The sequence below is a fragment of the Paenibacillus ginsengihumi DSM 21568 genome (genome assembly GCF_000380965.1).
GTDB classification, from domain to species: domain Bacteria; phylum Bacillota; class Bacilli; order Paenibacillales; family NBRC-103111; genus Paenibacillus_G; species Paenibacillus_G ginsengihumi.
This window is the reverse complement of sequence record NZ_KB905602.1, coordinates 11912-34728: the sequence shown is the minus strand read 5'-3', so window position 1 is coordinate 34728 and position 22817 is coordinate 11912. Positions and strand designations below refer to the sequence as shown.

General features: G+C 57.8%; 22 protein-coding genes and 1 pseudogene. 3 read left to right on the top strand and 20 right to left on the bottom strand.

The features are described from left to right. Positions 1-479 precede the first annotated feature (479 nt). The 9 genes from F591_RS0121005 to F591_RS31660 all read right to left on the bottom strand — a co-directional run bounded on the left by F591_RS0121005 (position 480) and on the right by F591_RS31660 (position 13539). Positions 480-1604, bottom strand: a complete 1125-nt coding sequence (locus F591_RS0121005) for an alginate lyase family protein (RefSeq protein ID WP_019536581.1) — start codon at positions 1602-1604, stop codon at positions 480-482. A gap of 160 nt (positions 1605-1764) precedes the next feature. Then, complete coding sequence (gene rbsK, locus F591_RS0121000) at positions 1765-2673, bottom strand: ribokinase (protein ID WP_019536580.1); 909 nt, start codon at positions 2671-2673, stop codon at positions 1765-1767. Between the two features lie 228 nt (positions 2674-2901). After that, a complete protein-coding gene (locus F591_RS0120995; protein WP_019536579.1) occupies positions 2902-5748 on the bottom strand; it encodes a DEAD/DEAH box helicase family protein in 2847 nt (948 codons plus the stop codon). After that, a complete protein-coding gene (locus F591_RS32410; protein WP_019536578.1) occupies positions 5745-7595 on the bottom strand; it encodes a site-specific DNA-methyltransferase in 1851 nt (616 codons plus the stop codon). Before F591_RS32410 ends, F591_RS0120995 begins: the two co-directional genes overlap by 4 nt. A gap of 257 nt (positions 7596-7852) precedes the next feature. Next, on the bottom strand, positions 7853-8566 hold the full coding sequence (locus F591_RS0120980; RefSeq protein WP_026326783.1) for a response regulator transcription factor: 714 nt from the start codon (positions 8564-8566) through the stop codon (positions 7853-7855). Positions 8567-8649: 83 nt separating this feature from the next. Further along, a complete protein-coding gene (locus F591_RS33335; protein ID WP_281166719.1) occupies positions 8650-9855 on the bottom strand; it encodes a sensor histidine kinase in 1206 nt (401 codons plus the stop codon). Continuing rightward, the gene (locus F591_RS33330; protein ID WP_051109231.1) at positions 9848-10768 is read right to left on the bottom strand and encodes a 7TM diverse intracellular signaling domain-containing protein; all 921 of its coding nucleotides are present in this window, start codon (positions 10766-10768) and stop codon (positions 9848-9850) included. The genes F591_RS33335 and F591_RS33330 overlap by 8 nt, the downstream gene beginning before the upstream one ends. A 343-nt stretch (positions 10769-11111) precedes the next feature. Continuing rightward, entirely contained in the window at positions 11112-13115 is a 2004-nt protein-coding gene (locus F591_RS0120970) for an LTA synthase family protein (protein WP_019536576.1), read from the bottom strand. A 109-nt stretch (positions 13116-13224) separates the two neighbouring features. Beyond that, positions 13225-13539 (bottom strand): hypothetical protein, encoded by a 315-nt coding sequence (locus F591_RS31660; protein ID WP_156829643.1) that lies wholly within the window; start codon positions 13537-13539, stop codon positions 13225-13227. Between the two features lie 253 nt (positions 13540-13792). Between F591_RS31660 and F591_RS0120965 the strand changes: the two genes are divergently transcribed. Continuing rightward, the gene (locus F591_RS0120965; protein WP_019536575.1) at positions 13793-15328 is read left to right on the top strand and encodes an ATP-binding protein; all 1536 of its coding nucleotides are present in this window, start codon (positions 13793-13795) and stop codon (positions 15326-15328) included. Positions 15329-15428: 100 nt separating this feature from the next. Here F591_RS0120965 and F591_RS28625 read toward each other — a convergent pair. Beyond that, positions 15429-16466, bottom strand: a pseudogene (locus F591_RS28625) (protein prkA); the annotation flags it as partial. 56 nt (positions 16467-16522) lie between these two features. Between F591_RS28625 and F591_RS31655 the strand changes: the two are divergent. Both F591_RS31655 and F591_RS31650 read left to right on the top strand, forming a co-directional pair. Further along, the gene (locus tag F591_RS31655) at positions 16523-16687 is read left to right on the top strand and encodes a hypothetical protein (RefSeq protein ID WP_156829642.1); all 165 of its coding nucleotides are present in this window, start codon (positions 16523-16525) and stop codon (positions 16685-16687) included. 86 nt (positions 16688-16773) lie between these two features. Then, positions 16774-16947, top strand: coding sequence for a hypothetical protein (locus tag F591_RS31650; RefSeq protein WP_019536573.1), 174 nt, complete (start codon positions 16774-16776; stop codon positions 16945-16947). 13 nt (positions 16948-16960) lie between these two features. Here the strand turns inward: F591_RS31650 and F591_RS0120950 are convergent, their stop codons facing one another. The 10 genes from F591_RS0120950 to F591_RS30705 form a co-directional block, all read right to left on the bottom strand. After that, positions 16961-17149, bottom strand: coding sequence for a hypothetical protein (locus F591_RS0120950; RefSeq protein ID WP_019536572.1), 189 nt, complete (start codon positions 17147-17149; stop codon positions 16961-16963). A gap of 20 nt (positions 17150-17169) precedes the next feature. Continuing rightward, the gene (locus F591_RS0120945) at positions 17170-17673 is read right to left on the bottom strand and encodes an ArpU family phage packaging/lysis transcriptional regulator (protein ID WP_019536571.1); all 504 of its coding nucleotides are present in this window, start codon (positions 17671-17673) and stop codon (positions 17170-17172) included. Positions 17674-17931: 258 nt separating this feature from the next. Further along, positions 17932-18483 (bottom strand): hypothetical protein, encoded by a 552-nt coding sequence (locus F591_RS0120940; protein ID WP_019536570.1) that lies wholly within the window; start codon positions 18481-18483, stop codon positions 17932-17934. A 160-nt stretch (positions 18484-18643) separates the two neighbouring features. Next, positions 18644-18814 (bottom strand): hypothetical protein, encoded by a 171-nt coding sequence (locus tag F591_RS31645; protein WP_019536569.1) that lies wholly within the window; start codon positions 18812-18814, stop codon positions 18644-18646. Next, positions 18811-19341: a crossover junction endodeoxyribonuclease RuvC gene (locus F591_RS0120930; protein WP_019536568.1), complete on the bottom strand. Its 531-nt coding sequence runs from the start codon at positions 19339-19341 to the stop codon at positions 18811-18813. The genes F591_RS31645 and F591_RS0120930 overlap by 4 nt, the downstream gene beginning before the upstream one ends. Further along, positions 19319-19867, bottom strand: a complete 549-nt coding sequence (locus F591_RS28620) for an HNH endonuclease family protein (RefSeq protein WP_019536567.1) — start codon at positions 19865-19867, stop codon at positions 19319-19321. Before F591_RS28620 ends, F591_RS0120930 begins: the two co-directional genes overlap by 23 nt. A gap of 18 nt (positions 19868-19885) precedes the next feature. After that, on the bottom strand, positions 19886-20236 hold the full coding sequence (locus F591_RS0120920) for a hypothetical protein (protein ID WP_019536566.1): 351 nt from the start codon (positions 20234-20236) through the stop codon (positions 19886-19888). Between the two features lie 75 nt (positions 20237-20311). Next, entirely contained in the window at positions 20312-20659 is a 348-nt protein-coding gene (locus F591_RS0120915; protein ID WP_019536565.1) for a hypothetical protein, read from the bottom strand. Continuing rightward, positions 20628-21971, bottom strand: coding sequence for a replicative DNA helicase (locus F591_RS0120910; RefSeq protein ID WP_019536564.1), 1344 nt, complete (start codon positions 21969-21971; stop codon positions 20628-20630). The genes F591_RS0120915 and F591_RS0120910 overlap by 32 nt, the downstream gene beginning before the upstream one ends. Further along, complete coding sequence (locus F591_RS30705; protein WP_019536563.1) at positions 21949-22743, bottom strand: replication protein; 795 nt, start codon at positions 22741-22743, stop codon at positions 21949-21951. Before F591_RS30705 ends, F591_RS0120910 begins: the two co-directional genes overlap by 23 nt. Positions 22744-22817 lie beyond the last annotated feature (74 nt).

Genomic DNA, 22817 nt, shown 5'->3' with positions numbered 1-22817 from the left:
AGCCGGCTTGACATGGAGCCTCTGCGGGCATGATTTCTTGGCGACGCGGCGATACCTCGTAAACTCGTATCGCCAAGGCAATTAGCCTATCATGCCCGCCCCTCCATGTAAAGCCTTTGGAGGAAATTCCCTCCAGCACCACCGATACAAATGCTATTCGATGAACTTTTTCTGAAAATTCAAAACAAGGTGATGTTTTGTATTCATCGTACTGATGGATACCCCTACCGCAAATTACCATAGGCACGGTATACACAAACTTCTTGACGCTACCCTAGGTAGCGCTATTTTGTCAAAAACACTGAATCGGGTAGCCCAAAATGCGAAATAAGGCTGCTTACTTGCGTTACAATTTCAAATCAAGCGTTTCGAGTAAAATAAGCTCTGTGGCTTGCGTTAGCTTAAGGTCTGCCCGGCAAAACGCGAGTCAATTGGCGCACGGCCTTATCCAGGTTTCGCGGAACGCGGGCCGCCTCTTCTCAGCCACCGATGAACAGCAGCGGCTGACGGATCGCCGTATTGCGGCGAATTTCCGGGATCTGCGGATCGCCCGGCAGCGTCGACCAAAGGCGCATGTACCTTTCGTCGTCCAGCGCCAATCCGGCAAACAGCATGAAGGACATTCGGACCGGCCAGCTCTCATGATGTTCGACGTCAGGGGGATACGGCCAGGAGCGCTTGTCGGCGAGAAAAGGATACAAATAATCGAGTCCCCTCCTGATCCCGCGGCCGTCCGGCAGCTCGAAGCGCCACAGATCGTCTTCGCCTCCGCCGGGAACAGAGAGCAGCTGACATAAGGTCGTCATATTATCGAGCACGAAAATCGAATAGCCGTACGGCTTGGTGCGGGCCAGCTCCCGGGGAAAGCTTCCGTCCGCGGCCATCTGCTGCGGCAGCAGCACCGATCTGTAGCCTTCGCGGCAAAACTCCAGCACCTCCTCGTTCCCCGTAAAACGGGCGAAGGAGGCCGCCTGCACATACCAGCACACGCCGTGATTGTTGCCTTCGTTCATCTCATCGATCCCATATGGATGCGTGCGCATCCAGAGCAAATAATCGGCGAACCAGGATTGAAGCGCGGACAATTCGTCCGGGGTGATCGCCCCTGACGGCAGCAGCGTCAACACGGCCTGCGGGATGTCGATGAGATGAAGCGTATCGATGATGCCGATGCCCCGTCCGGTGCAAATGCCCGGAATCGCCTGAGCGTACAGCAGATGCGGATTCATTCTCGTCTTCTCGTCCAGGAAGAACACGCGCAGCATCTCCGCCGCGCGCTCCGCATAAGCGATACGGCCGGTCGCCGCGTAGCCTGCGGCCAGATTGGCAACATGCGTCCGCATGCCGCGGAGCAATTCCCGGTGCGCCGTAAAAGCGTTCAGGTTCGACTCCCCGTCTCTGCGAACGTAAGGCAATCCGTCCGCCGTGTCCGGATTCGGCCACCAGTAGTCGCCGTTCGAATAATAGTCGTGCGGTCCGCCTTCGCTGAGCGGCGCTTGCACCGATGTAATGTGCAAAGGCTCGGCGCGCAACGATTGCTCCGCCTTGCGCACGAGCTCGTCCCTGTCGATTCCGTAACGCTGCAACTCGGTCTCCGTCATCATCGTCGCTTCCTCCTTGCGGCTATATATGCCGCTAAATATTTGGACAATACGCTAAAAATACAAACGCCTTCACTCCGGCGAGCGACGCGCTCCTCCCGGCGGGCCACGCCGGAAAGAGCCGCAGTCATCCGCGCCCCTTAAATCCATGTCCCCTTAAAGCTCACGCCCGCTGAACTTCCTCCAGCGTCGGCATCCCGTCCTGCGCGCCGAAGCGGGTCACGGACAGCGACGCTGCGCGAACGGCGAACGGCACAGCCGCCTCCAGCGTGCTGCCGGATGCGAGCATGTAGCCGAGGCCCGCGTTGAACGCATCGCCAGCTCCCGTCGTATCGACCGGCTCCACCGGCAGCGCCGGCACGGTCCGGATCGTCCCTTCCGCCAAGTAGGAGCAGCCTCGGCTGCCTCTTGTCACGACGAGACGATGGCCGTACCGCTGCTCCCATGCGCGCATCGCCCGCTCCCATTCCTCCTCCGAGGAACAGGAGGAGCCGCTCATCAGCGCGAATTCCGTCTCGTTCGGAGTGACATAGTCCGCAAGCCGCAGCACATCGTCCGGCAGCGCGGCGGCCGGCGCCGGATTGAGCACCGTCCGCACGCCTGCTTCCTTGGCCGCGGACATAGCGGCACGCACTGCCTCAAGCGGCACCTCCAACTGCGTCAGCAGCAGATCGGCCCGGCGAATCGTCCCGGCGTGAGCCGTTACGAGCTGCTCGTCGCAGCGGCCGTTGGCGCCGGCAACGATGACGATGCAGTTGTCGTCGGCCGTATGAAAAATCGTCGCCGTCCCCGTCGGCTCGTCGTCCAGCCGAACGATCCCGGCCGTATCGATGCCAAGGCTTGCGAGCTTCTCCTCGATCTGCCGGCCGAACAGATCGCCGCCGACCGCGCCGATCATGGCCACGCTCGCGCCGAGCCTGGCGGCGCCGACCGCCTGGTTCGCCCCTTTGCCGCCGGGGATGTAATGAATCGCTTCTCCGTGCACGGTCTCGCCCACGACGGGCATCCTCTGCATGCTGACAACGATATCCATGTTCATGCTGCCTGCAACAACGATATTGGGACGCTGCATGAAATTCCTTCCTTTCTTTTTTGCCCGTCGGCGAACTTTTCGTTATCCGGTACCTTGAATATACTAACTTGCCCCTAATCCGGCAGCGTGCCGGCGCCCGGGCAAAGCCGACAATAGCCGCGCTTATCCCCTGTCGGCCCCGGTCGGCCCGCTGTATCTCGTCAGCGTGGCCCCCCTCGGCCCGGCAGCGTGCCGCAGCGCGGCATGAGCATGCCGCCCTTGCCGCGGTCAATCCGCGACGGCGAATTTTCTCGCGAGCGCCTCCAGCGTCGCGTTATCCTTCACCTCGTCATGCGGGATCAGCGCATAGCGCCACTCCTTCCCGCCCACGCTCCGCTCGTAAAGGGAAGCGTGGCGGCACCATTCCGCGACGGCCCGGGCTTTGGCCCGAACGTTCCCGTCATCCACCTGATCGCTTCGTTTGATCTCGCAGATCAGCTTGCCCGTCCTGGTCTCGACGATAAAATCCGGATGATACGAGGCATCCCTGCCGTAGCGGATGGCGAACTGGCCGGAAGCCGGCTTGAACCAGCGCAGCACGTCAGCGTCGTCCTCGCACAGGACGGCGAAACGGCGTTCGCTGTCGGAGTCGAACTTTTGCAGCGGATACAGGCAGCGCCGGAATCCCGTGAACGCCATGCTGCGAATCTTCTGCTTGTCGGCAACCGCCTCGCGAAACGGCCGCACGCCGCCCTCCGCCGCGGCCGTAAAATAAATCGGCTTCAGCGTCTCGAAGCCTTTGGTGACGACGGCCTCGAAGCCGCCGGCGCTTTCCTCGTAATAATGCTCTTTCATCTGCTCGTATATTTGCCCCGCCAGGCTTGATCGGCTGTGCAGCACGGCAGCGGCCAATGCCGCCTCGTCCGGCAGGCGGCTCCGCAGCGCGGCGACGGCTTGCCCGGCCCAGCGGTAAAGCTGGCGCGCCTGAGCAGCGTAATCGATATCGGGATATTCGGCCAGCGCCTTGACCAGCACGTCCTCCGGGCGGGCAGCGGCAGAGCCCGATCCGGCCGGCGCGCCGGATGCAGCGATCGTATCGCGCCGGTGCGTAACCAGATGCCGGATGCGGATCGCCTCGGATACCGGCTCCGCCTGCAGACGGCTGCCGTCCAGGTCGAAATCACGGTAGCCCCACGCTACGTCCCCGACCGGCACCAGCCGAATCCGCGGAATGTCGATCGTGCAGCCCGCCGCTCCTTCGGCGTACGCTGCCGCCGCCAGCCGCGCCCGCTCGCGCTCGGAAGGCGACGCCGCCGGCCCGAAGCAAGCGGCGGCCGCCCTGTCGGCCAGCTGCGCGATCACGTCATCGCGCAGCAGCTGCTTCGCGCCGGGAAGCGATTCGAAGCGCGCGGCTTCGCGCTCGACCGCCTCGACGAGCCGCGCCGCCATCGCTGCATCGGGCTGGCGGACCTGTGCGCTGGCACCGCCCGAGGCAGCTGCATCGGGCTGGCGGGCCTCTGCGCCGGCACCTTCCGCAGCAGCCGCCTCGGGCTGGCGGGCCTCTGCGCCGGCACCTTCCGCAGCAGCCGCCTCCGGCGAGCGGTCCGCCGCGCTGCCGGCGCCTTCGACCGCCGCGCCGGCCAGCCGCCGCGCCAGCGACTGCTCCGCGAGCTGCCGGGCGAGCGGCGGCACGGCGTACGCCTGCTTCAGCGTCTCCGCGACGTCCTTGCCGATCAGGACGCCCCGGCGCAGCACGGAGCGCGGATCGTTCGCCGCGTCGACGATCTCCTGAAACTTGTCGTGGGCGATAATGGTCAGCCGGTCGACCGCCTTGACGCCCGTGCGCCGCCCGTACGGAAGCCGCAGGCCGCGCCCGATCGACTGCTCCACCAGCGTCTTCGAATTGGCTGCCCTGAGCGGGATGATCGTGTACAGGTTAGTCACGTCCCAGCCTTCCTTCAGCATGTTCACGTGAATGACGATTTCCGGCGGATCGCTTCCGGGCGTCGGCTGCTCCAGCCTCATCAGCTGCTCGACCGTTTCATCCTTCTCTTCGCCGCGCAGGCTGGAATGGACGGTAATGACGCGCCCGCGATATTTCCCGCCGAAGAAAGCGTCCGACTCGATGTGCCGCATAAGCGATTCGGCATGGGCGGTATCCTGCGCCACGATCAGCACGAACGGGCGGACCGGGTCCAGCCCGCGCTCGGCCGCATACACCTGAAGCTGCGCCTTCGTATCCTCGTGTACGAGCAGGCCGTCCTCCAGCTTCAGCCGCTCCAGCTCCTCCTCCGTATACTGGGACGGATCGAAGTTTTCCCGGGTAGCGACGGCCGGCTCCTTGACGAATCCGTCCTCCAGCGCCCGGTACAGCGGATAGCTGTAGATCACGTTGCGGAAGGGCACCGACTTCGTGCCGGTCTCCGTCTGCGGCGTGGCCGTCAGCTCGAGACCGAACACGGGATTCAACTCGTTGAGCGCCTTAACGCCCGCCGATGCGCGGTAGCGGTGCGATTCGTCCATCAGCAGCACGAGATCGGGCAGCGCCGCGAGATAGTCAAAGTAGCTCTGCCCGATATATTCGCTAAGCCGCTTAATCCTCGGCATTTTGCCGCCGCGCACCTCGGCGTTGATTTTGGCAATGTTGAAAATATTGATGTGCACCTCGGTTTCGCCGAACAGGCTGGCACTGCGCACGCCGGCGCCTTCCTCATAGTTGTCCCCGGTAATGATGACGGGCGGCTGTGCGGCGAACGCGCCGACGCCCTGAAACACATACTTCGGGGTATGCGGCGTGAAATCCCGGATCAGCTTGCGGTAAATCGTCAGGTTCGGAGCGAGCACGAAGAAGTTTTTCATCCCCTTCGCCTCATGCAAATACGCGATGAACGCTCCCATCAGCCGCGTCTTCCCGACGCCTGTCGCCAAAGCGAAGCACAGCGAAGGAAACTCGCGCTCGAAATCGGTCACGTCGGGATAGGCGGCCTGCAGCCGCCGGAGCCGCTCCTGCAGCGTATCCTCCTGTCCGGGGCCGAGATTCAACAGCTCGACCGCATCGGCCAAAATGCGCAGCGATTCCCGCTGCGGGTCGCGCAGGCTCATCCGGGCGGCGATCGTCTGTACGCTCCGGTTCATGGCTTCACCTCCGCCACGCCGCCGTTGTCCTCCGGCTCCGGCATCTCGCGGGGAGCCGGAGTGCCGGCCTCTGCCATCCCTCGAGCCGCCCGCTCGCCGGCCTCCGCAGCCTCTGCTCCCGCAGGCGGCGACGCGAAGCCGCCCGCCCCGGCGCCCTCCGCGCCCGGGACAATCGCCGGCCCGTACGACTCGATGCCGAAATCACAGCTGCCGACAAGGGCGGCAGGCATTTTCTCGAAGGTGATCTGAGGGTAGTCCTCGGGCCGCAGCGCCAGCGCCCGGCAGAGGACGAGCAGCGTCTCGTCCGGCGCCATCTGCTCGGCGATCAGATCCGCCGTCTCCCGGGTCATCAGACCCGGGGCGACGTACAAATAATCGCGTTCGGACGATCTCCCCTGCTTCCAGAACACGGACTCGTCCGGATCGTACCGGAAGCCCTTCAGCAAGCAGACGGCCCGGGCAAGCCGCTCGCCGCTGTATTCGGGGCTGACGACCCACTGGCCGAATTCGTCCTTCGCGAGCAGGCTCGGCGCGAGCCGGTAAAAGCGGAAGCCGCCGCCGCCGCGCCAGCCGAGCTCCTTGCTGACGCCGCCCTGGTCCGTCCCGTCGACGACGCTGCGCAGCCGCGGCACGATATGCGTCTCGCACTGCTTGCCCATCTCGACGAGCAGCCAGCGCCGCCCCATCTTATGAGCTACGGCGCCGGTCGTGCCCGAGCCGGCGAACGAGTCGAGCACCCAATCGCCCGGCTTCGTGCACATGCCGATGATCCGCTTGATCAGCTTCTCCGGCTTTTTGCCGTTCGGGAACAGCACCCCGCCTTCCTGGCCGACCCCTCCCGTCGTCTTGATGTCCGTCCAGAAATCGCCGGGGTTGCGGAACAGATGGTGATGAGCGAACAGCACCTGCACCCGCGGCTGCCGCGCGTTGCGGTCAAAATCGGTTTTGTACAAATAAACCAGACCGGTCGGGGACAAGAGCGCGGCGATTTCCTGCTCCGGATGCGGCTGGCTCCGGGCGAGCTTCAGCACGCTGGACGAGCCGACCGCCTGGATAATCCGCCAAGCGTTATCGAACTTCCACGCCTCCTGCTGCTTCGGCGGGATGCCCTGCTCCTTGAAGTATTGGGCCAGAGGCACCGTGCGCGTCCCCTGCAGCAGTTCGTTGCAGCGCTCGACGTCGCGCACGTCCGCCGCTTCCTTGGCCAGAATGGCGTCCAGCTCCCGGCCCGCCTCCCGCTCCAGGCCGAGCAGCAGCGTCTTGTACTCGTCGTTCCACGCTTCCAGGGGCACGAGCTCGGGCTGAATCGTCGGCATCGTTTGCTTTTTGTACACGAGAATGTATTCCTTGACCTTCGGCAGCCGCTTGTCGGAATGAGCCATCTTGACGCCCGACGCCTCGCTCATTTTGACCGTGATCGTATTGACCCGGTTGGAGCGGCCGAACAGCTCGTCCATCAGCACGGCCAAATAAGGCATCTCATGATCGTCGATCTGGACGAAAATAAGCCCTGTATCCGCCAGCAGCCTGTGCAGCAGCTTGAGCCGGTCTCTCATGAGGCTGAGCCAAATACTGTGCTCCACCCCGTCGTCGTAGTGCTCAAAGGCATTGCCCGTATTGTACGGCGGGTCGATATATATGCATTGAACAGCGCCGGAGAACTCCGGCTCCAGCGCCTTGAGCGCGAGCAGGTTGTCGCCATGGATGATCCGGCCCGAAGGCTCGCTTCCGTCCCCGGAACCCGACGCCCCGTAGGAAAGGGTCTCGTCCTCCTCCAGCAGGCGCGGCTCCGGACGCGGCTCCTCCTGCTTGCCGATCCAGCGCAATTCCAGCTTGTCGGGTTTCATCGCTTTTGACTGCACCTCGGTTCGTCGTAGATCGTAGAAAAAAACACGCCGTTCCCGAACGGAACGGACCGTGTCATTATAAGATAGTATTCGACAGCGTGAGGGCATTTTCCTGCTACCCGGACACGATTCGGGCAAAGTTTTTGCCCGCGATCCGCTGCGCGCCGCGCAGGGCTTGCAATGCGCGGCCTGACCGGCCGGCCTGCCCTGCTGTCCAATGCGCCCGCCCTTACTGAAATTGTCACCGCCGGACAGGATCATGAAGAGTCGGAGCAGGAAAATTTGTAGCCGACGCCGTGCACGTTAATGATATACAGGGGGCTTGCCGGATCGGGCTCGATTTTTTTGCGCAGGTTGCTGACATGGACGATGATCGTCCGCGTATCGTTGAAGCTCTCCTGCCCCCAAATCTGGCGAAACAGCTGCTCGTGCGTAAAGGTTTGCTCCGGCCTGGCGGCCAGAAAGCTGAGCAGGTCGAACTCCTTGCGCGACAGCGCCACCTCGCGTCCGTCCACCTTCACGGTCCGGCTCAGCCGGTCGATCTGGAGCGCCCCCACGCTCTGCTTGCCTGAAGCGGGCGGCACTGTGCCAGGGGCCAGACGCGGCCTGCGCAGCAAGGCCCGGACGCGGGCGATCAGCTCGTTCGGACTGAACGGCTTGGTCATATAATCGTCGCCGCCGATATTCAGCCCGGCGATTTTATCCGCTTCCTCTTTTTTGCAGCTTAAAAAAAGCACCGGCGCTTCGGTCGTCAGCGACTCGCGGATGAAACGGCAGACGTCGAAGCCGTCCCGTCCCGGCAGAAGCACGTCGAGGATCGCCAGGTCGAATACGCTGCTCTGCGCCAGTCGCATCGCCTCGTCCCCGTCCGCGGCGGACAAAACGGCGAAGCCGTTTTTCTCCAGATACAGACGGACGACCTCCATGATCTCCGGATCGTCCTCCGCCACAAGTATTGTCGGTTTATCCAACACCAGCACCACCACCCGAACAAGTTCAAGCCAAAGCCTTCGGCAGCCGATAAACTCAGCATAATGCAAGGCGCGGGAAAGGGTCAAGCTTCATCCTCGGCGAGCGCCGGAATTCGGAAGAAGAAGGTCGTTCCCTTTCCGGGCTCCGTCCACTCCACCCCGATGCTTCCGCCGTGCGATTCCACGATTTCCTTGGCGATGGACAGCCCCAGCCCCTTGCCTCCGTGAGCCTCGCTGCGCGACTTGCTGGCTGTATAAAACCGGTCGAAAATAAACGGCAGCTCCTCGGAGCGAATTCCCCGCCCGGTATCGGAGATGCGGCACACCATGCTGCTTCCGTCGTCGCTCATCTCCACCCGGATCGCTCCCCCGGACGGCGTGAATTTGACGGCATTGGCCACCAGATTGCCGAACGCCTGGTGCAGCCGCTCGATATCGACCTCCACGCGCGAGAAGCCGCGGCCGTTCTTATTCAAGGTCAACGTATATTCCATCTCTTTGCTGCGCACGTCGAGCTCGTACCTGACGAACAGCTGCCGGACAAGCTCGTCGGAGCGGATGGACTGCCATTTGAAGGGCACCTGTCTCGCCTCCAGACGCGATAGTTGAAACAAATCGTCAATCAGCCGGTCCATGCTGCGCACCTTGCTGTGAATGATGCGCAAATAGCGGATTTTTTGCCCCTCCTCCGTAACGAGGCCATCCAGTATCGCTTCCAGATAGCATTGGATCGTCGTCAGCGGCGTGCCCAGATCGTGGGAAATGTTGCTGAGCAGGTGACTCCTGGACAGCTCCAGGCGCGACAGCTCCTCGTTCTGCTTGCGCATCGCCAGGTTGGCCGCCTCCAGCTCCGCGGTTCTGGCCATCACTTTATCGTGCAGACCGCTGTTCAGCTCCGTAAGCCGGGCGGTGAGACTCTCGCCGCTGGCGATCAGCCTCGACAGCTTGATCGACAACAGCAGCGAGATGAGCACCAGAAATACGGTCAAGCCGTACCGCGACATCCGGTCTGACGTCGGCAGCAAGTCATGGGCGAACAAAATATCGTTCAATACGGTTAGAACGAACGCCCCGCAGGCGAACAGGATGATGCCGCTGCCTTCTCTTTTGTGCATAAAAGCTTTGATGAAGATGACCGATCCGTATAAAATGCCGAACAGGATGTACAGATGAAGCGGGACCGCCATCCCCGCAAACAAGCCTGCTTCGGCGGCGAGAGTCAGCATGCCAAGCAATGCGCCGGCGGCGCACAGGAGCAAGTCCGCCCGCCGGCTTCTCTCCTTACGGATACAGATGGCCGAGGAACAGGACGAACAGCGGAATGCCGGCTATCGCCGTCGCATATTCCGCCTTCGCGACCGTCAGCCACTCCAGTTCCGGGAACAATCCGAAGAGGATTCCTTCGCCGAGCAAGGACAGGCGAAAAGCCGTCACCAGGCAGAACAGCCCGAAACAGAGCAGGGCCGGGTCTTTGCGGCGAACAGCGAACAGTCCTGCATGATACAGCCCCATCATAACCAGGCTGCCGATCAGCAGCGTATCGAAACCGGCGGCGAGCGATTGCCTGCGCAGCATGTCGTCGAGCGAGCCGAGCAGGACCGCAACGCGAGGCGCTCTCCCGGCTTGATCGGCATGGGCGACCGCGAGCTCGATGTTCAGCCCGGAAGCATCGGTGTACGCGGCAGCCAGCTTGTCCCGGCAGCCCGGCTGCTCATGGGCCGAGGCCGCGTCAAGCTCGCCGACGGCGGCAGCCGTCTTCCCGTTGACCTTCAGTCTGTACGACGCGCAAATACCGCTCACTCGCAGCGCCAGCGGTTCATCCATCTCGCCGAGCCGAATTTGAAGCCGATATACGGCATAGCCATACGCGGAGTGAGGCTCCCGGGCAATCCCTTGGCCGCTCCTGCCGCCGTCTACGACGATGTAGCCATGAGCGGAAGAGGGCTGCGCCGCCCCCGAGGCAGCTGCGCCATCCGGCGGCATTCCCGCGCTCCGCTCGTACGCCCATTCGCCGTTCAGCATCACCGGCCCGCCCTGCGCCGGGTCCCAACGGGTCAAATCGATGACGCCGCGCTCCGCTTTGGGGTACCCGTCCTCACTCCCGACAGCGAACCCCAGGATCAGCGTCAGTCCGCCGGTCGCTGCAAGCAGCAGCATGACCGCATAGATCCATTTGGCGCTTGTCATCCATCGCTCCGGCATCCCTCGTTCCCACCTCGCTTCCTTCTTCCGCCGCTCGGCTGCTCCATACGACAGCGTTTTAGGCCGAATGGAGAATTCTTCCTCCATTGTGCACGATACCGCTTATCGGTACAAGACCCTTATAGGCGCATTGAAGTGTCTATCGTTCGTCAATCCCCCGGTCATTTGGCGCAAATCAAAAAGGCACAGAGATCGTTGCGATCAACTGTGCCTTTTGGTCCTATGTCATAACACGCATCATAGGCTCTGTCATCGTAAAACTGTTCGATTCTATTTATATAGAATGATTAAGCGAAAGCCCGAAACCACCATGTGGTCCGGCTTGACTTGCTTGATGGACGAATCAGCTCTCGGCAGGCGGGATCTCGGTCTGCTGATCCGCCGCCGCGCTTTCGAACTCTTCGTTATAATGAGGCAGCGCCGCTTTCGTCAAATAGTCGGTATCGATGTAATTGGCCAAATAACGCTGGCCGAACAGGCTGTCGTACTGCAGCTCCTCGTACTTCGCGACGTCGGCCTGATACGGTTCCGGCACGGAGCTGTACAGATTGTAGTCGGCATCAGCGACCAGCGAACCGGTCAGGCCGGGCAGCTTCTTCGACAATTCGAAGTTATAGGCGAAGTTGGCCGGCATCTGCATGCCCAGCAGATCCATAACGTTCGAGCCGAGGAACGAAGCGCTGATCACCGGGAATTGCTTCTTCGGCAGCTCAAAGTTCGCCCACATCACGAGCGGCGTCGTGTACATTTTCTTCGCATCCTCCAGCGTCCACTCCGATGTGCTGGCAGGCACAAAGCCGCCTTGAATGTATACGTCGTAGTCCATTCCCAGCATCGGCAGGTGATCGCCGTACATAACGACAATCGTCGGTTCGTCGGATTGCTCGAAATGATCGATCAGCATCTGCAGACTTCGATCCGCATCCCGGACTCCTTGCGTAAAGTTCTCCAAAATGCGGCGGGCTTCCGGCGTCAGGTCGCCTTCCACTTTAATTTCCGTGTCGCCGTAGCGATTGTCATCGTACGGTCCGTGATTTTGCATCGTCACGGCGTAGATGAACATCGGTTTGTCCGTTTGCTCCACCTGATTGATGATGGTGCGGGACACCTCGGCGTCGGAAATGAACGCTCCCTTGTATTCCGGATTATTGAAATATTCCTTGCTCATGAAGCTTTCGAAGCCTAGCTGCTTATACACCCGGTCGCGGCTCCAGAACCATCCGTCGTACGGGTGAATGCCCATGCTTTTATAGCCTTTGTCCTCGAAGTAACTGGCCAGACTCGGCGTCGGCTTGTGGATATACTGCTGATAAGGCACGGAGCCGCCGGGCAGGAAGCTCATCGAGTTGCCTGTCAGCACTTCGTATTCGACGTTGCTCGTTCCGCCGCCGAATTGCGGGCTCAGCAGCCAGCCGGAAACGGATTCCTGCTGCAGCCTGTGCAGCGTCGGCAGCGGATCTTCGCTGAACTTGACGTTCGGCAGCAGCGTCGGGTCCCAGAACGCCTCGTTCATAATAAAGATGACGTTGGGCTGCACATCCGAATCGGTGCCGGCTCCGCCCAGCCGCACCGTCTTCAGGCTGTTCGCCAGCTCCGCGATCGCCGGCTCGCCGTAGCCTTCCGGCTTGGGCACGACCGTATTCCGCACATTCATCGCGAACGCCAGCGGCGTTCCGTTATCGCTGTAGTTTTGCTTCTGATTCCAGACGATCTCCTGAACGCCCGCTTTATTGTATAATTGCCAAGCCAGCGGCGTTCTCATACACATGGCATGCAGCATCAGCACGGCCAACACCGCAAGCGCTCCCCGCGCCGGCAGCGGCGCCTTCCACCTGGGCAGCCGGAAGCTCGCCGCGATGAGCGCGAGGCCGATCGCGACGATTCCTCCCAGCTTGGCCAGCGACGAGGCTTGCGAAACGAACGGCGCAATGTTCATGCCTTCCTTGTTAAGCATAATGTCCCAAGGATAGAACGGTTCGCCGCGAAGCTTCAGCTTGAAATAACTGATCAGCGAAGCAAGAAAAATGACCAGAAAGCTGACCCCTGCGCCGAGCAGCAGAGATCCGGCCAAGCTATAGGCAAGCGTCATTACCAAAAATACGACCAGCGTATTCAACAAAAAAATCGAAGGCTTTGCCGCGATCCACTCCATCGTGCTGTCGAATGTATCCCGCTGCATCCACTCCACGCCAAAGGCGATCAGCAAGGAGAAGACAATCAGCAGCGGAAGCGCCGTCAGTAGCGCGGAATAACGCGCCTTCTTCCAGTTGTTGCGTTTATTCAGCAAGGTTTCCCCCGAATGGTCCGAGTTGCCGGATCGTGCGCGGTCCGATGCCAGAAAACTCATCGTCTCATCACTCTCCTTACCCGTGTTCTCTCTTAAACGATTTTGCCTAAGCGGAATACGGACATTTGTTAATCCAGTGTAAAGCCTAAATATTAAATTATTATGAAAATCAGTGAAAAAGGCTGAAAATGGCATCAAAAAAAGTAAAAACGCCCTCTTGAAACTTGCTGAATCGTCCCCTTTTTAAAATGCAACAGCGCGCTTTGGTCAAAAACGCCGAATCGGGCAGCCGAACATGCGAAATAAGGCTGCTCACTTGCGTTGCCATTTCAAATCGATGGTTTCGAACGAAACAAGCTCCGCGGCTAGCGTCAGGCTTGGCACCGTAGTGCCGTTCTCTCTGCCCGCTGCCGGGTGCAGCAGCTCGAATAAAATATGGCCTGGAGGGCATTGAACTTTTTTCGGCGATTTTGCCGTTTTTCATTTACTCGCCTTTCGCCTGGCGATATAATGGATTCGTTGTGGATATCCCGAAATTTAGGCAGGGCTTTCACCATTTGTCAATGAATCGTCCTGCGGTCCGCCGCGGCAAGCGAATATAAGGCAAAAATTTGAAGCTTATCCCTATTCTTCGCCGAAAATAATGAGCCTTTGGGCACAGAACGCGGAAATGATGAATCTCAAGCGATCGGCATGGTATAATGATAATGAAAGCGACAGGCAGGTGATCACAACACATGCAGAAAATCCCAGTTACCCGCGATAGAAAAGGGTCGCACACGATCACGCTACAAGCGGGCGAAGTGGTCAAGATCGAGAGCATTAAGGATAAGGAATTTATCATCCACACGCAGGACGATAAATATTACTTTTCCGCTTCCTTGGAGGCCTTTGAGGAGTGGCTGTACGAGGAGGGCTTTCGGCTGCTTGATCAGATGAATCTGGTCAACATGAACCATGTTTCCGACTATGATCCGAAGAAAGGGTCCGTAGCGCTGGGACACGGCTTGAACACGATCAAAAAACACGCATCGGCTGCCTGGATTCACGGCGATCACATTCTCAAGGTCATGAGCCTGCTCGAAAAGATGAGGAAGCTGGACGAAGGCATATTGCCCGATGAAGGCGACGATGCGATCTTTGAAACGATTTTGGCCCAGGAGGAGGATCATCGCTTCGCGCGCTCGTATGCGATGATCAAGGCTTTATACGATAAAAAGAAAGCAGAGCTGCAGCTTGAAGAAAGCGAGCTTCGCTATAAGTCGCTGTTCGAGCACAACCCTGATCCGATCTGTTCATTAAATATGCAGGGCTCAGTGACGAGCGTCAATCCGGCCATGATCGAAGTCACTCAATACGACGAGGCGGATCTGCTGAATCATACGCTAGACCGAATTATCGCACCCGAACATACCGAGCGGTGGCGACAGCATATCCAGGAGACCTTGGAGGGGGCGCGGCCGCAATACGAGCTGACGCTGATCCGCAAGGACGGCCGTCCGGTCGAATTTAGCGTACTTAATTTTCCCATCTTCGTCAACCGGAAAATTGCCGGAATTTATATGATCGGACAAGACATCAGCGAACGGAAGCATTCCGAGGAGCTGCTGATCCGCTCGGAGAAGCTGTCCATCGTCGGCCAGATGGCCGCCGGCGTCGCGCACGAAATCCGCAATCCGCTTACGTCGCTCAAAGGCTTCGTGCAACTGATGCAGACCAAAGTATCCGGTTACAACAATTATTTTGACATCATGCTGGAAGAGCTGGAGCGGATCAACTTCATCGTCAGCGAGTTTCTCGTTATTGCCAAGCCGCAATCCGTCCGCTTCACACCGAGAGACCCGCTTCAGATTTTGCAAAGCACTATCATGCTGCTCAACTCCCAGGCCATCATTCATAACGTCGATCTGATCACCGCGGCCGATCCGGAGCTGCCGCACATTCATTGCGACGAGAACCAGATCAAGCAGGTGTTTATCAACATCCTTAACAATGCGATCGAATCGATGCCCGATGGCGGCAACATCCACATTGAGCTGAGGAATTCCGGCGAGGACGAGATCGTGATCCGGTTTATCGACCAGGGCAGCGGCATTCCGGAGGATCGCCTTCCCCGGCTCGGCGAACCGTTCTACACGACGAAGGAAAAAGGGACAGGCCTCGGCCTGATGGTGACGTTCAAAATTATCGAGAATCACGGAGGCCGGATGAAGATTATGTCCGAGGTCGGACGCGGCACGACCGTTGAAATCCGCTTGCCGGTCTGGAAATAATCGCCTGCTTCCTGCAGAGGATCGCTCATTGCCTCCAAAAAATAACAGCCCTGGTTGCTCCGGCCCGCGGAGTCATCAGGGCTTATCGCTTTATATCGTTTTAGCGGTTGAGCAGGCTGCCTACATACCGCAGCAGCTCGTTGGCGGAAGCGGTCGTATATCCATGCTCCTCGACCAGCCGCTTGATCACTTCGTTGATGCGCTTCAGCTGCGTTTCGTCGGGCGTCTTGGTCGAAGTCGTAATTTTGACGATGTCCTTCAGATCGGCGAACAGCTTCTTCTCAATCGCTTCGCGCAGCCGTTCATGCGTGTTGTAATCGAACTTCCGCCCTTTGCGCGAATAGGAGGACATGCGGATGAGAATTTCTTCGCGGAACGCCTTCTTGGCATTCTCGGAAATGCCGATCTGCTCCTCGATGGAGCGCATCAGCCTTTCATCCGGGTCCATCTCCTCGCCGGTGAGCGGGTCCTTGATTTTGGTCCAGTTGCAGTAAGCCTCGATGTTGTCCAAGTAATTGTTGAACAGCGTGCGGGCCGACTCGTCGAACGAATAGACGAACGCTTTCTGCACTTCCTTCTTGGCCAGCTCGTCGTATTCCTTGCGCGCTGTCGAGATGAAGTTGAGATACTTCTCCCGCTCCTCCTTCGTGATGGAAGGATGCTGATCCAGTCCGTCCTTGAGCGCCCGAAGCACATCCAGCGCATTGATGAACTCCAGATTATGCCGAATCAACGCGCTGGAGATGCGGTTGATGACGTAGCGCGGATCGATGCCGGTCATCCCTTCGTCGAGATATTCGTTCTGCATCTCCTTCAGATCGGCTTCCTTGTAGCCCTCGACTTCCTCGCCGTCGTACATGCGCATTTTTTTGACGAGATCCATGCCCTGCTTCTTGGATTCCTTCAGCCTTGTCAGCACCGAGAAGATCGCCGCCGCTCGCAGCGCGTGAGGCGCGATGTGCACGTGAGCCATATCGCTCTGCTTGATCAGCTTGGCGTAGATTTTTTCTTCCTCGGACACTTTGAGATTGTACGGAATCGGCATGACGATCATCCGCGACTGGAGCGCCTCGTTCTTCTTGTTAGCGATGAACGCCTTGTACTCCGCTTCATTCGTATGGGCGATGATAAGCTCATTGATTATATCATGATAAATCTAAATAAGCCGGCGGGCGAACGCGGGAGGTAAGAAGAATGCCAATTGCCGATGGAGCGAATGTAGCAGCTTGGTTTGATGGCCAATGGTTTGACGGTACTGTAGTCGGACGTGAAGAAGTGTGCGGAAAATATTTGTACCTGGTGGAATTGCTTAACGGTAAACAAATTCGGCTATGGGATCACGAAGTAACCCCCGCCTGATGAGTCCCAAGCGGATGGGACGAAACCTAGCCCTTCGGGGCGATGGTCGCGGATATCCGCCATAAACCAAGAAGGAGGAATTTTACATGAAACAATGGGTAACGGTGTTTAAACACAACGGGTATGACGTTCAGATTCTGAATGGCGCTGGTGTCAGCGATCCGAAAGGGTATCGCACGACCCCGGCACTCCCTGGACAAATTGACTTATTCTCAACAGTAGCGGACGCGGTGGAAGCGATCGACAAATACGGGGAATAATAAAGCAGCCGCCCTACTCTTGGGCGGCTTTTCGTTTGGCCTGACCGACCGCAACTTCGGCCAGCGTGTGATATATTTCGCTCATGTCCTCCGGGTTCGGGTCGTGATCCGGCAGGATGATGCCGATTCGGGAGTGTTTGCCTTCGATCCAGCCGACAACCCTACTTTTGACCTCGTCCACCCTTTCCTGTGCTGCTTCCATCCGTACCGCCTCCCCTAAATTCATTGTACGCCGTCTCGCTTGTCCGTTATGACGAGGTTGTTTAGGTCGAGCAGCTTGTATTCCACCAACTTAAACGCCAACTTATAAAAAGCGCGCCAGCGGATTTTTGCATAGGTGTCCTTGTTGACTGGCGGCTGAAACTCGAAACAGTAAACATGGTAGTCCGTAATGTATTGAGCATCTTCACACATATACCGTTTCTCAATCAAAAACCGCTCCATACGCGGCAGCCTGGCGACGGCCTTCTCGATCCGCTCACAATACCGGCGTCGATGATCCTGACTGTCGACGTTGTAGATCGCCACTTCTGCCGTCTGGTCGCTCGTCCTGTTGCTTCGGCCGCCTTCACGCAGTTCGTAGCTGGCCGTGATCGTGGCCTCGCGCTCCTCGAGCGTCAGGTACTTGTAGAGGCGGTATCTTTCCAGCGCTGCTTCAATGGCCTTCTGCGTAGCCTTGCGGTCGAGATCCGGTAAAAAGTCATGTCCGAGTGCAGTCTGGCTCATTGTTTCACCTCACTTTTGAGGATGTGCCCCGGCCGGCGTGCAGCCCTGGCGTTTGGTCAATCTGCAAGGTACTGTATCTTTCCGCGCCCGATATATTCGACGCTCGCCTCTTTCGCATGTCCGCGCACGCGCCCTTGGCAAGCCGGACACGTGATTCTGCGTACAAGCGGGCCGCGTGCGACGAAAAAGTATTGGTCGCAGTTGTAGCAGACGAATGCAAGAACATCGAATTGCGTCGGGCGCGGGATTTTCGTGATCTTAGAACGGCAACTCATCTTCACCAGCGGCCGGCAGCGCGTCGTCATCCGTTTCCGCCGGTTCATCCTTCTTCCGACGCCCGCGCTTCTTCCGCTCCGTCTCCAGATCAGCCACGTTGTCCGGTTCAGTATCAGTCGCCTCGTCGATCGTCATCTGGTTGGTGTCCACGTCCACGGTGCCATCACCGTTCACCTTATATTCGACGCCCTCGTGCCGCTCGTCGCCGTAGTAGTCCTCAATGCTCATCTGCGACGCTTGCAGATTCAGCGTGACGTTGCGACCGGCAAACGGATACAGCTTGATCGCTTTTTCCTCGCTGTCGCCCTTGATTGCAAACTTGAGAGCTGTTTTCTTTGAGTCGCGCTGCAGGCTCGCGAATTCGGCCGTGATCTCGCCGGTCTCATTCCCGATCTCCAAGACCACGATGCTGCCCGCCAGCTCGACAAGCGTCTGTGCGTGTTCCAACTCATCGCCGTTCACCTGAAAAACCAGCACTTCCTTTTTGTCGTCCTTCTGCATTTTCTTAAAAAGCACGTTCAAAGTGGTTTTCATTGTTCATTCGCTCCTTCGTTTGGATTTGCTCCTGTTGGCTTCTGTGCGCCACGCTGAGGCGCGTTATGCACTTATCTGGTGTTATTTATTTAATATAGAGTTGCGCGTCTGTATCGGGCTGTTACGAGGTCGTATCACTATGGGCGTAAAAAAGAACCGTTCAAATCGTCTTGTCACTTTGAAGCTTCTTTTTCAGCTTTCCGACAGCCTTCCCGACATCCTCAGGCAGAATCACATACCGCAGTTCGTCGATAGCGTACACCGTCGGCACACCATGTTTGGACGTTCTCAGCACCGTCAACGTTTTGCGAACTTTGTCGCCAGGTTTCATCGCGCCACCTTCTTCCGCTTCGGTTTCTTCTCAGGCGGGTTGAGGATGGATTGGACGACTTCGGCTTGTTCTTTCGTCAATCTGACGACTACTTGCGTCGCCCGCGCGATCTGTGCAAGCACGTAGGCGTCCCTGACATTGTCGCTGCCGTGTTCGAATCCCCATTTGCGATAGATCGGCAGCACCATCTCGTCCTTTTTGGCGTTGCCCTTGCCGGTCGCGAACTTTTTGACTTGTGATGGGCTGACTTCGGTGTAAGGAATGCCGCAACGATATAGACGATCCCTTATGCATCCGCCAATCCATCCGAGCATGATTGCTTGTTGTGAAGAGAAACCGAAACCTTCGATTGCAACGATGTCTCCTTCGCGGATATGGGCCATGACTTCATCTACAAGTGTTGCTATTCTTTTTGGATCAACCACGCCAACCCCGGTCAATTCTTTTGCTGCAAGCACTTTTCCGTTTTCATCCAATGCGCATAATCCAGTTTTTGTTGACGGATCAAGTCCTATGAAACGAGGCATTTGGATTGCTCCCTTCTTTCGAGTACGGCATGAGCAGCTTTCTTGCCTTCATAACCGCTCGTTCAGCCGATCTCGCATCATCGAAATGGCCGATGTTGTATCTCTTTTTGTTTACAGACAGCCTCGCAGCATATTTCTTTTTGTCTGGTCGATATTCAACCCCTCGCATTCTTGTCCGGCTGTCCCGTCGCACAGTTCTGTTTTGCTGATTTTCTGAGTTGGTGATGACTCTGAGATTTACCGACCGCCGATTATCCAATGTATCATGATTGAAATGATCAACAGTCAGATCGTCATCTACATCGCAAAGCCAGCGGTGCAGATATACCTTTCGTCGTTTTCCGCCGAGCACCACATCGGCACGCACATAGTAAGCATTTTTACTAGGGTTGAGGTACCATGTTGTCGGAATGGAATTTGCTTTCGGTAGGTCCTCTGTATCAATGATGGTTTCTGCTATTTCGCCATTTCTGCGTTTCACAAAAATCGCCGTCACGTTGCCGCGAATTTCATAAGAGTTTTTCATTCCTGATCACAGCTCCTGTTAATCCCGCCGAACCGAACCATCCGGCAGCACCTCCCCCATGTTTATCCGACTCCAGGGTATGAGCTTCGCGATTTTGAGATAATGCTCACGTTCGGCGTATTGCATCTTGGTCGTCACCCTGTAGTAGCGTATCGTTTCGGCATGTATATCGTCATAATGATCGCCGCATAGTGGCACCAGCGCGAATGTGGAAGTTGCTTTGCGCGTACAACTCGGATATTTGCAAATCAAGTTATCACCAACCTTTCTTTGTAACTCTCGGGCGGCTTTGTATCGAAGCTCAAGCGGCGTGTCGTGGTCAACAGCGACTTCGTAAAGCTGCCGTTTGGTAGCGTTGGAAAGGTTCATGCCTCACACCCCCGCAAGTAATCATCAATCACCTTGATCGCATACATGATCGGGAATTTTTCTCATGCGACCACCTCAATCATCATCCAACCAGCTAGCAAGCGTTGCCGCGGCTGGCTTCGTTTGTTGCGGCTCTTTCTTCGGTTCCTCCATCTTCGCAACGCCCCGCACATTCCCAGCCTCGTCACACTCGTAAAACGTGACTCCCTGCTTAAACGCGAGCCGCCGCGCTTCCGGGTCACGGCTGGCCTCGACTCCGACGATGTAACGCTCGATCTCTGCGTGCACAAAATCCATTGTCTTTAGTAATTTTTGTCGTTGCTCATCTGTCAGGAGCGGATCGGCGAGTTCGACCTTCTTTTCCTCCCACCACTGGCAGGCGGCCTCATATTCAGCGCGGGTGACGATTCGTCCGTTTGCCATCGAGCGACTCCTCCTTTGTCCTGAGTTCCACGAACCGTTGTATCCACCACTCAAACGCCAAACGGAATTTCCGAGTGCCGATATTCCGCCCTTTCGCAAAAATCGACTGCACCACCTTAGCACTGCCTTCCATATCGCCGTTGTCCCACAAAAACTCAACCACATCCGCGTCTTGCTCGATCGCTCCACTCTCCTTCAGGTCGGACAGCTTCGGTTCATCTCGATTTTCGCTGCTGCGGCTGAGTTGGGACAAAAGCATGAACACACATTTGAGTTGCCGGGCGGTCTGCTTCGCCGCGCTGGTGACTCTCCCGATTGCCGCGGCGCGCGTTTCGTTTTTTTTCTGCGGAATGTCCATGATCTGGAGATAGTCGACGATCACCATAGCCAACTTACCGTACCGCTTTTTAAACCGTCTGGCCGTCGCTCTGACTTCTTGGATCGTAACTCCCGCCGAATCCCTGATGTAGATCGGCAATCGTGAAACCTCGTCATAGGCGCGATTGATGCGATCCCATTCGTTGTCTGTAAAACCTTCCTCGCCGCCCTTGTTGATGATCCGGCGGTAGTTGACCTGGGCGACCATTGACACCAGCCGGTCGATCAGTTCCAGTCGGTCCATCTCCTGCGAGAATATGAGCACCGGCCCCGCATCCGGGTTGTGCTTGGCGACACCATATGCGTATTGGAGTGCCTTGGCCGTCTTTCCCGCTCCCGGCCTGCCCGCCAGAACGAACAACCATCCGCGCCACAAACCGCCTGCCCACTCGTCAAACTGCCGGAATCCACTCATCAGCTTTTCGGCGCGGCTCCGCAAGTGTCGAAAGTATTCCTCCCGCGTCTCCGCGAATCCGACCATCTCCGATTCGACGGCTGGACGGATCTCATCCACCAATGCGTCAACTGCCGCGAAATAACCCTCGTCGTCTTCATAGTCGTCTTCGGTGGCCGCAATGATCTTCTGTGCCAGTTCGTGACCTCTGCGCCGGTGTGCTTTCGACCGAACGATTTCGGCGTAATGTCGGATGTTTGCTGCGGATGGTGTGGCTCCGGCCAATTCGGTTAGATATATTACTCCACCCATGTCTTCAAGGCGGTTGTGCTTTTGAAAGTGCTCTGTGATTGTCACCAAATCGACAGGTCTGTCTCGCTCATGCAAATAGCGCATGACGCGGAAAATCAGCTCATTTCGTCGGGACGAGAAATCCCGAGGTTCCAAAAACGTGATTTCGTCCAGCACATCAGGCTTTAGCAGGATCGATCCGAGTACAGCCATTTCGGCGGATAGGTCAGTTGTCTGGTTCAAATTCATATGGATCACCTCCCGCGTCGATCCATTCCTGCGCCGCGGCCAGGCGGTCGATCATTGATTCCTTCGGCGCTTGTCGTTGTTGCGGCGACCCTCGCGATTTCATCTTGAGTGCCAGCTCTGGGAATTTCTCGCGCAGCTTCTTGGCCGAAATTACGTTCACGCGCCAAAATTCGTCCTGCGTCACCCAATCGATCACTTCACGGATCATGTGCTTGTCCGTCACGCCGTCACGCTCGACCATCAACCGGAAGTCGTCAGCCCACTTTTGCAGATCAGCCTTGGTGATCGATGCGTGGTTAAAGCCGATCTCAGCGGCCATCTCTCGGACTTTTCCGTGAAAGTAGGCGGCCATGCGGTAATAGGTGCTGTCCTTGTCATATGTCCGCTTTTCACGCTTCCGCGCGGGCTTTGATGGAGGTTTTGGATGTTCCCGCTTCTTCCGTTCCCGCGGTTCCGGCTGGAGCCATGTGCTGAAATCCTTATTAAAGAGGAGCAGGCGGGGCTTTCCGCTGCCGCCCGCTACCACTTCCAGGACGTTCCGCTCGATCAGCGCTGTCAGTTCGCGATCAACCTGGCTGCGGCTTGCTCCGATTGCATCTGCCAAGAAGGAAAGCGTAAACTCCGCTTCTTTGCGCCTGTAACCGTATGTGTACCGCCAGATGATCATTAATAACCGAAACTGTGTGCCATTCAGCCGGTGACGCGCGGCTTGTTCCAATATCTCGTTCGCTATGCGCGTATAGCCATCTTCAAGTTGTGGACGCCGGGCCATTCACCTCACCCGCTTTTCTGCATCTCCTGATGGGTATCTGCCGGGATAATGCAATATTCTCGGAACGGACAAAG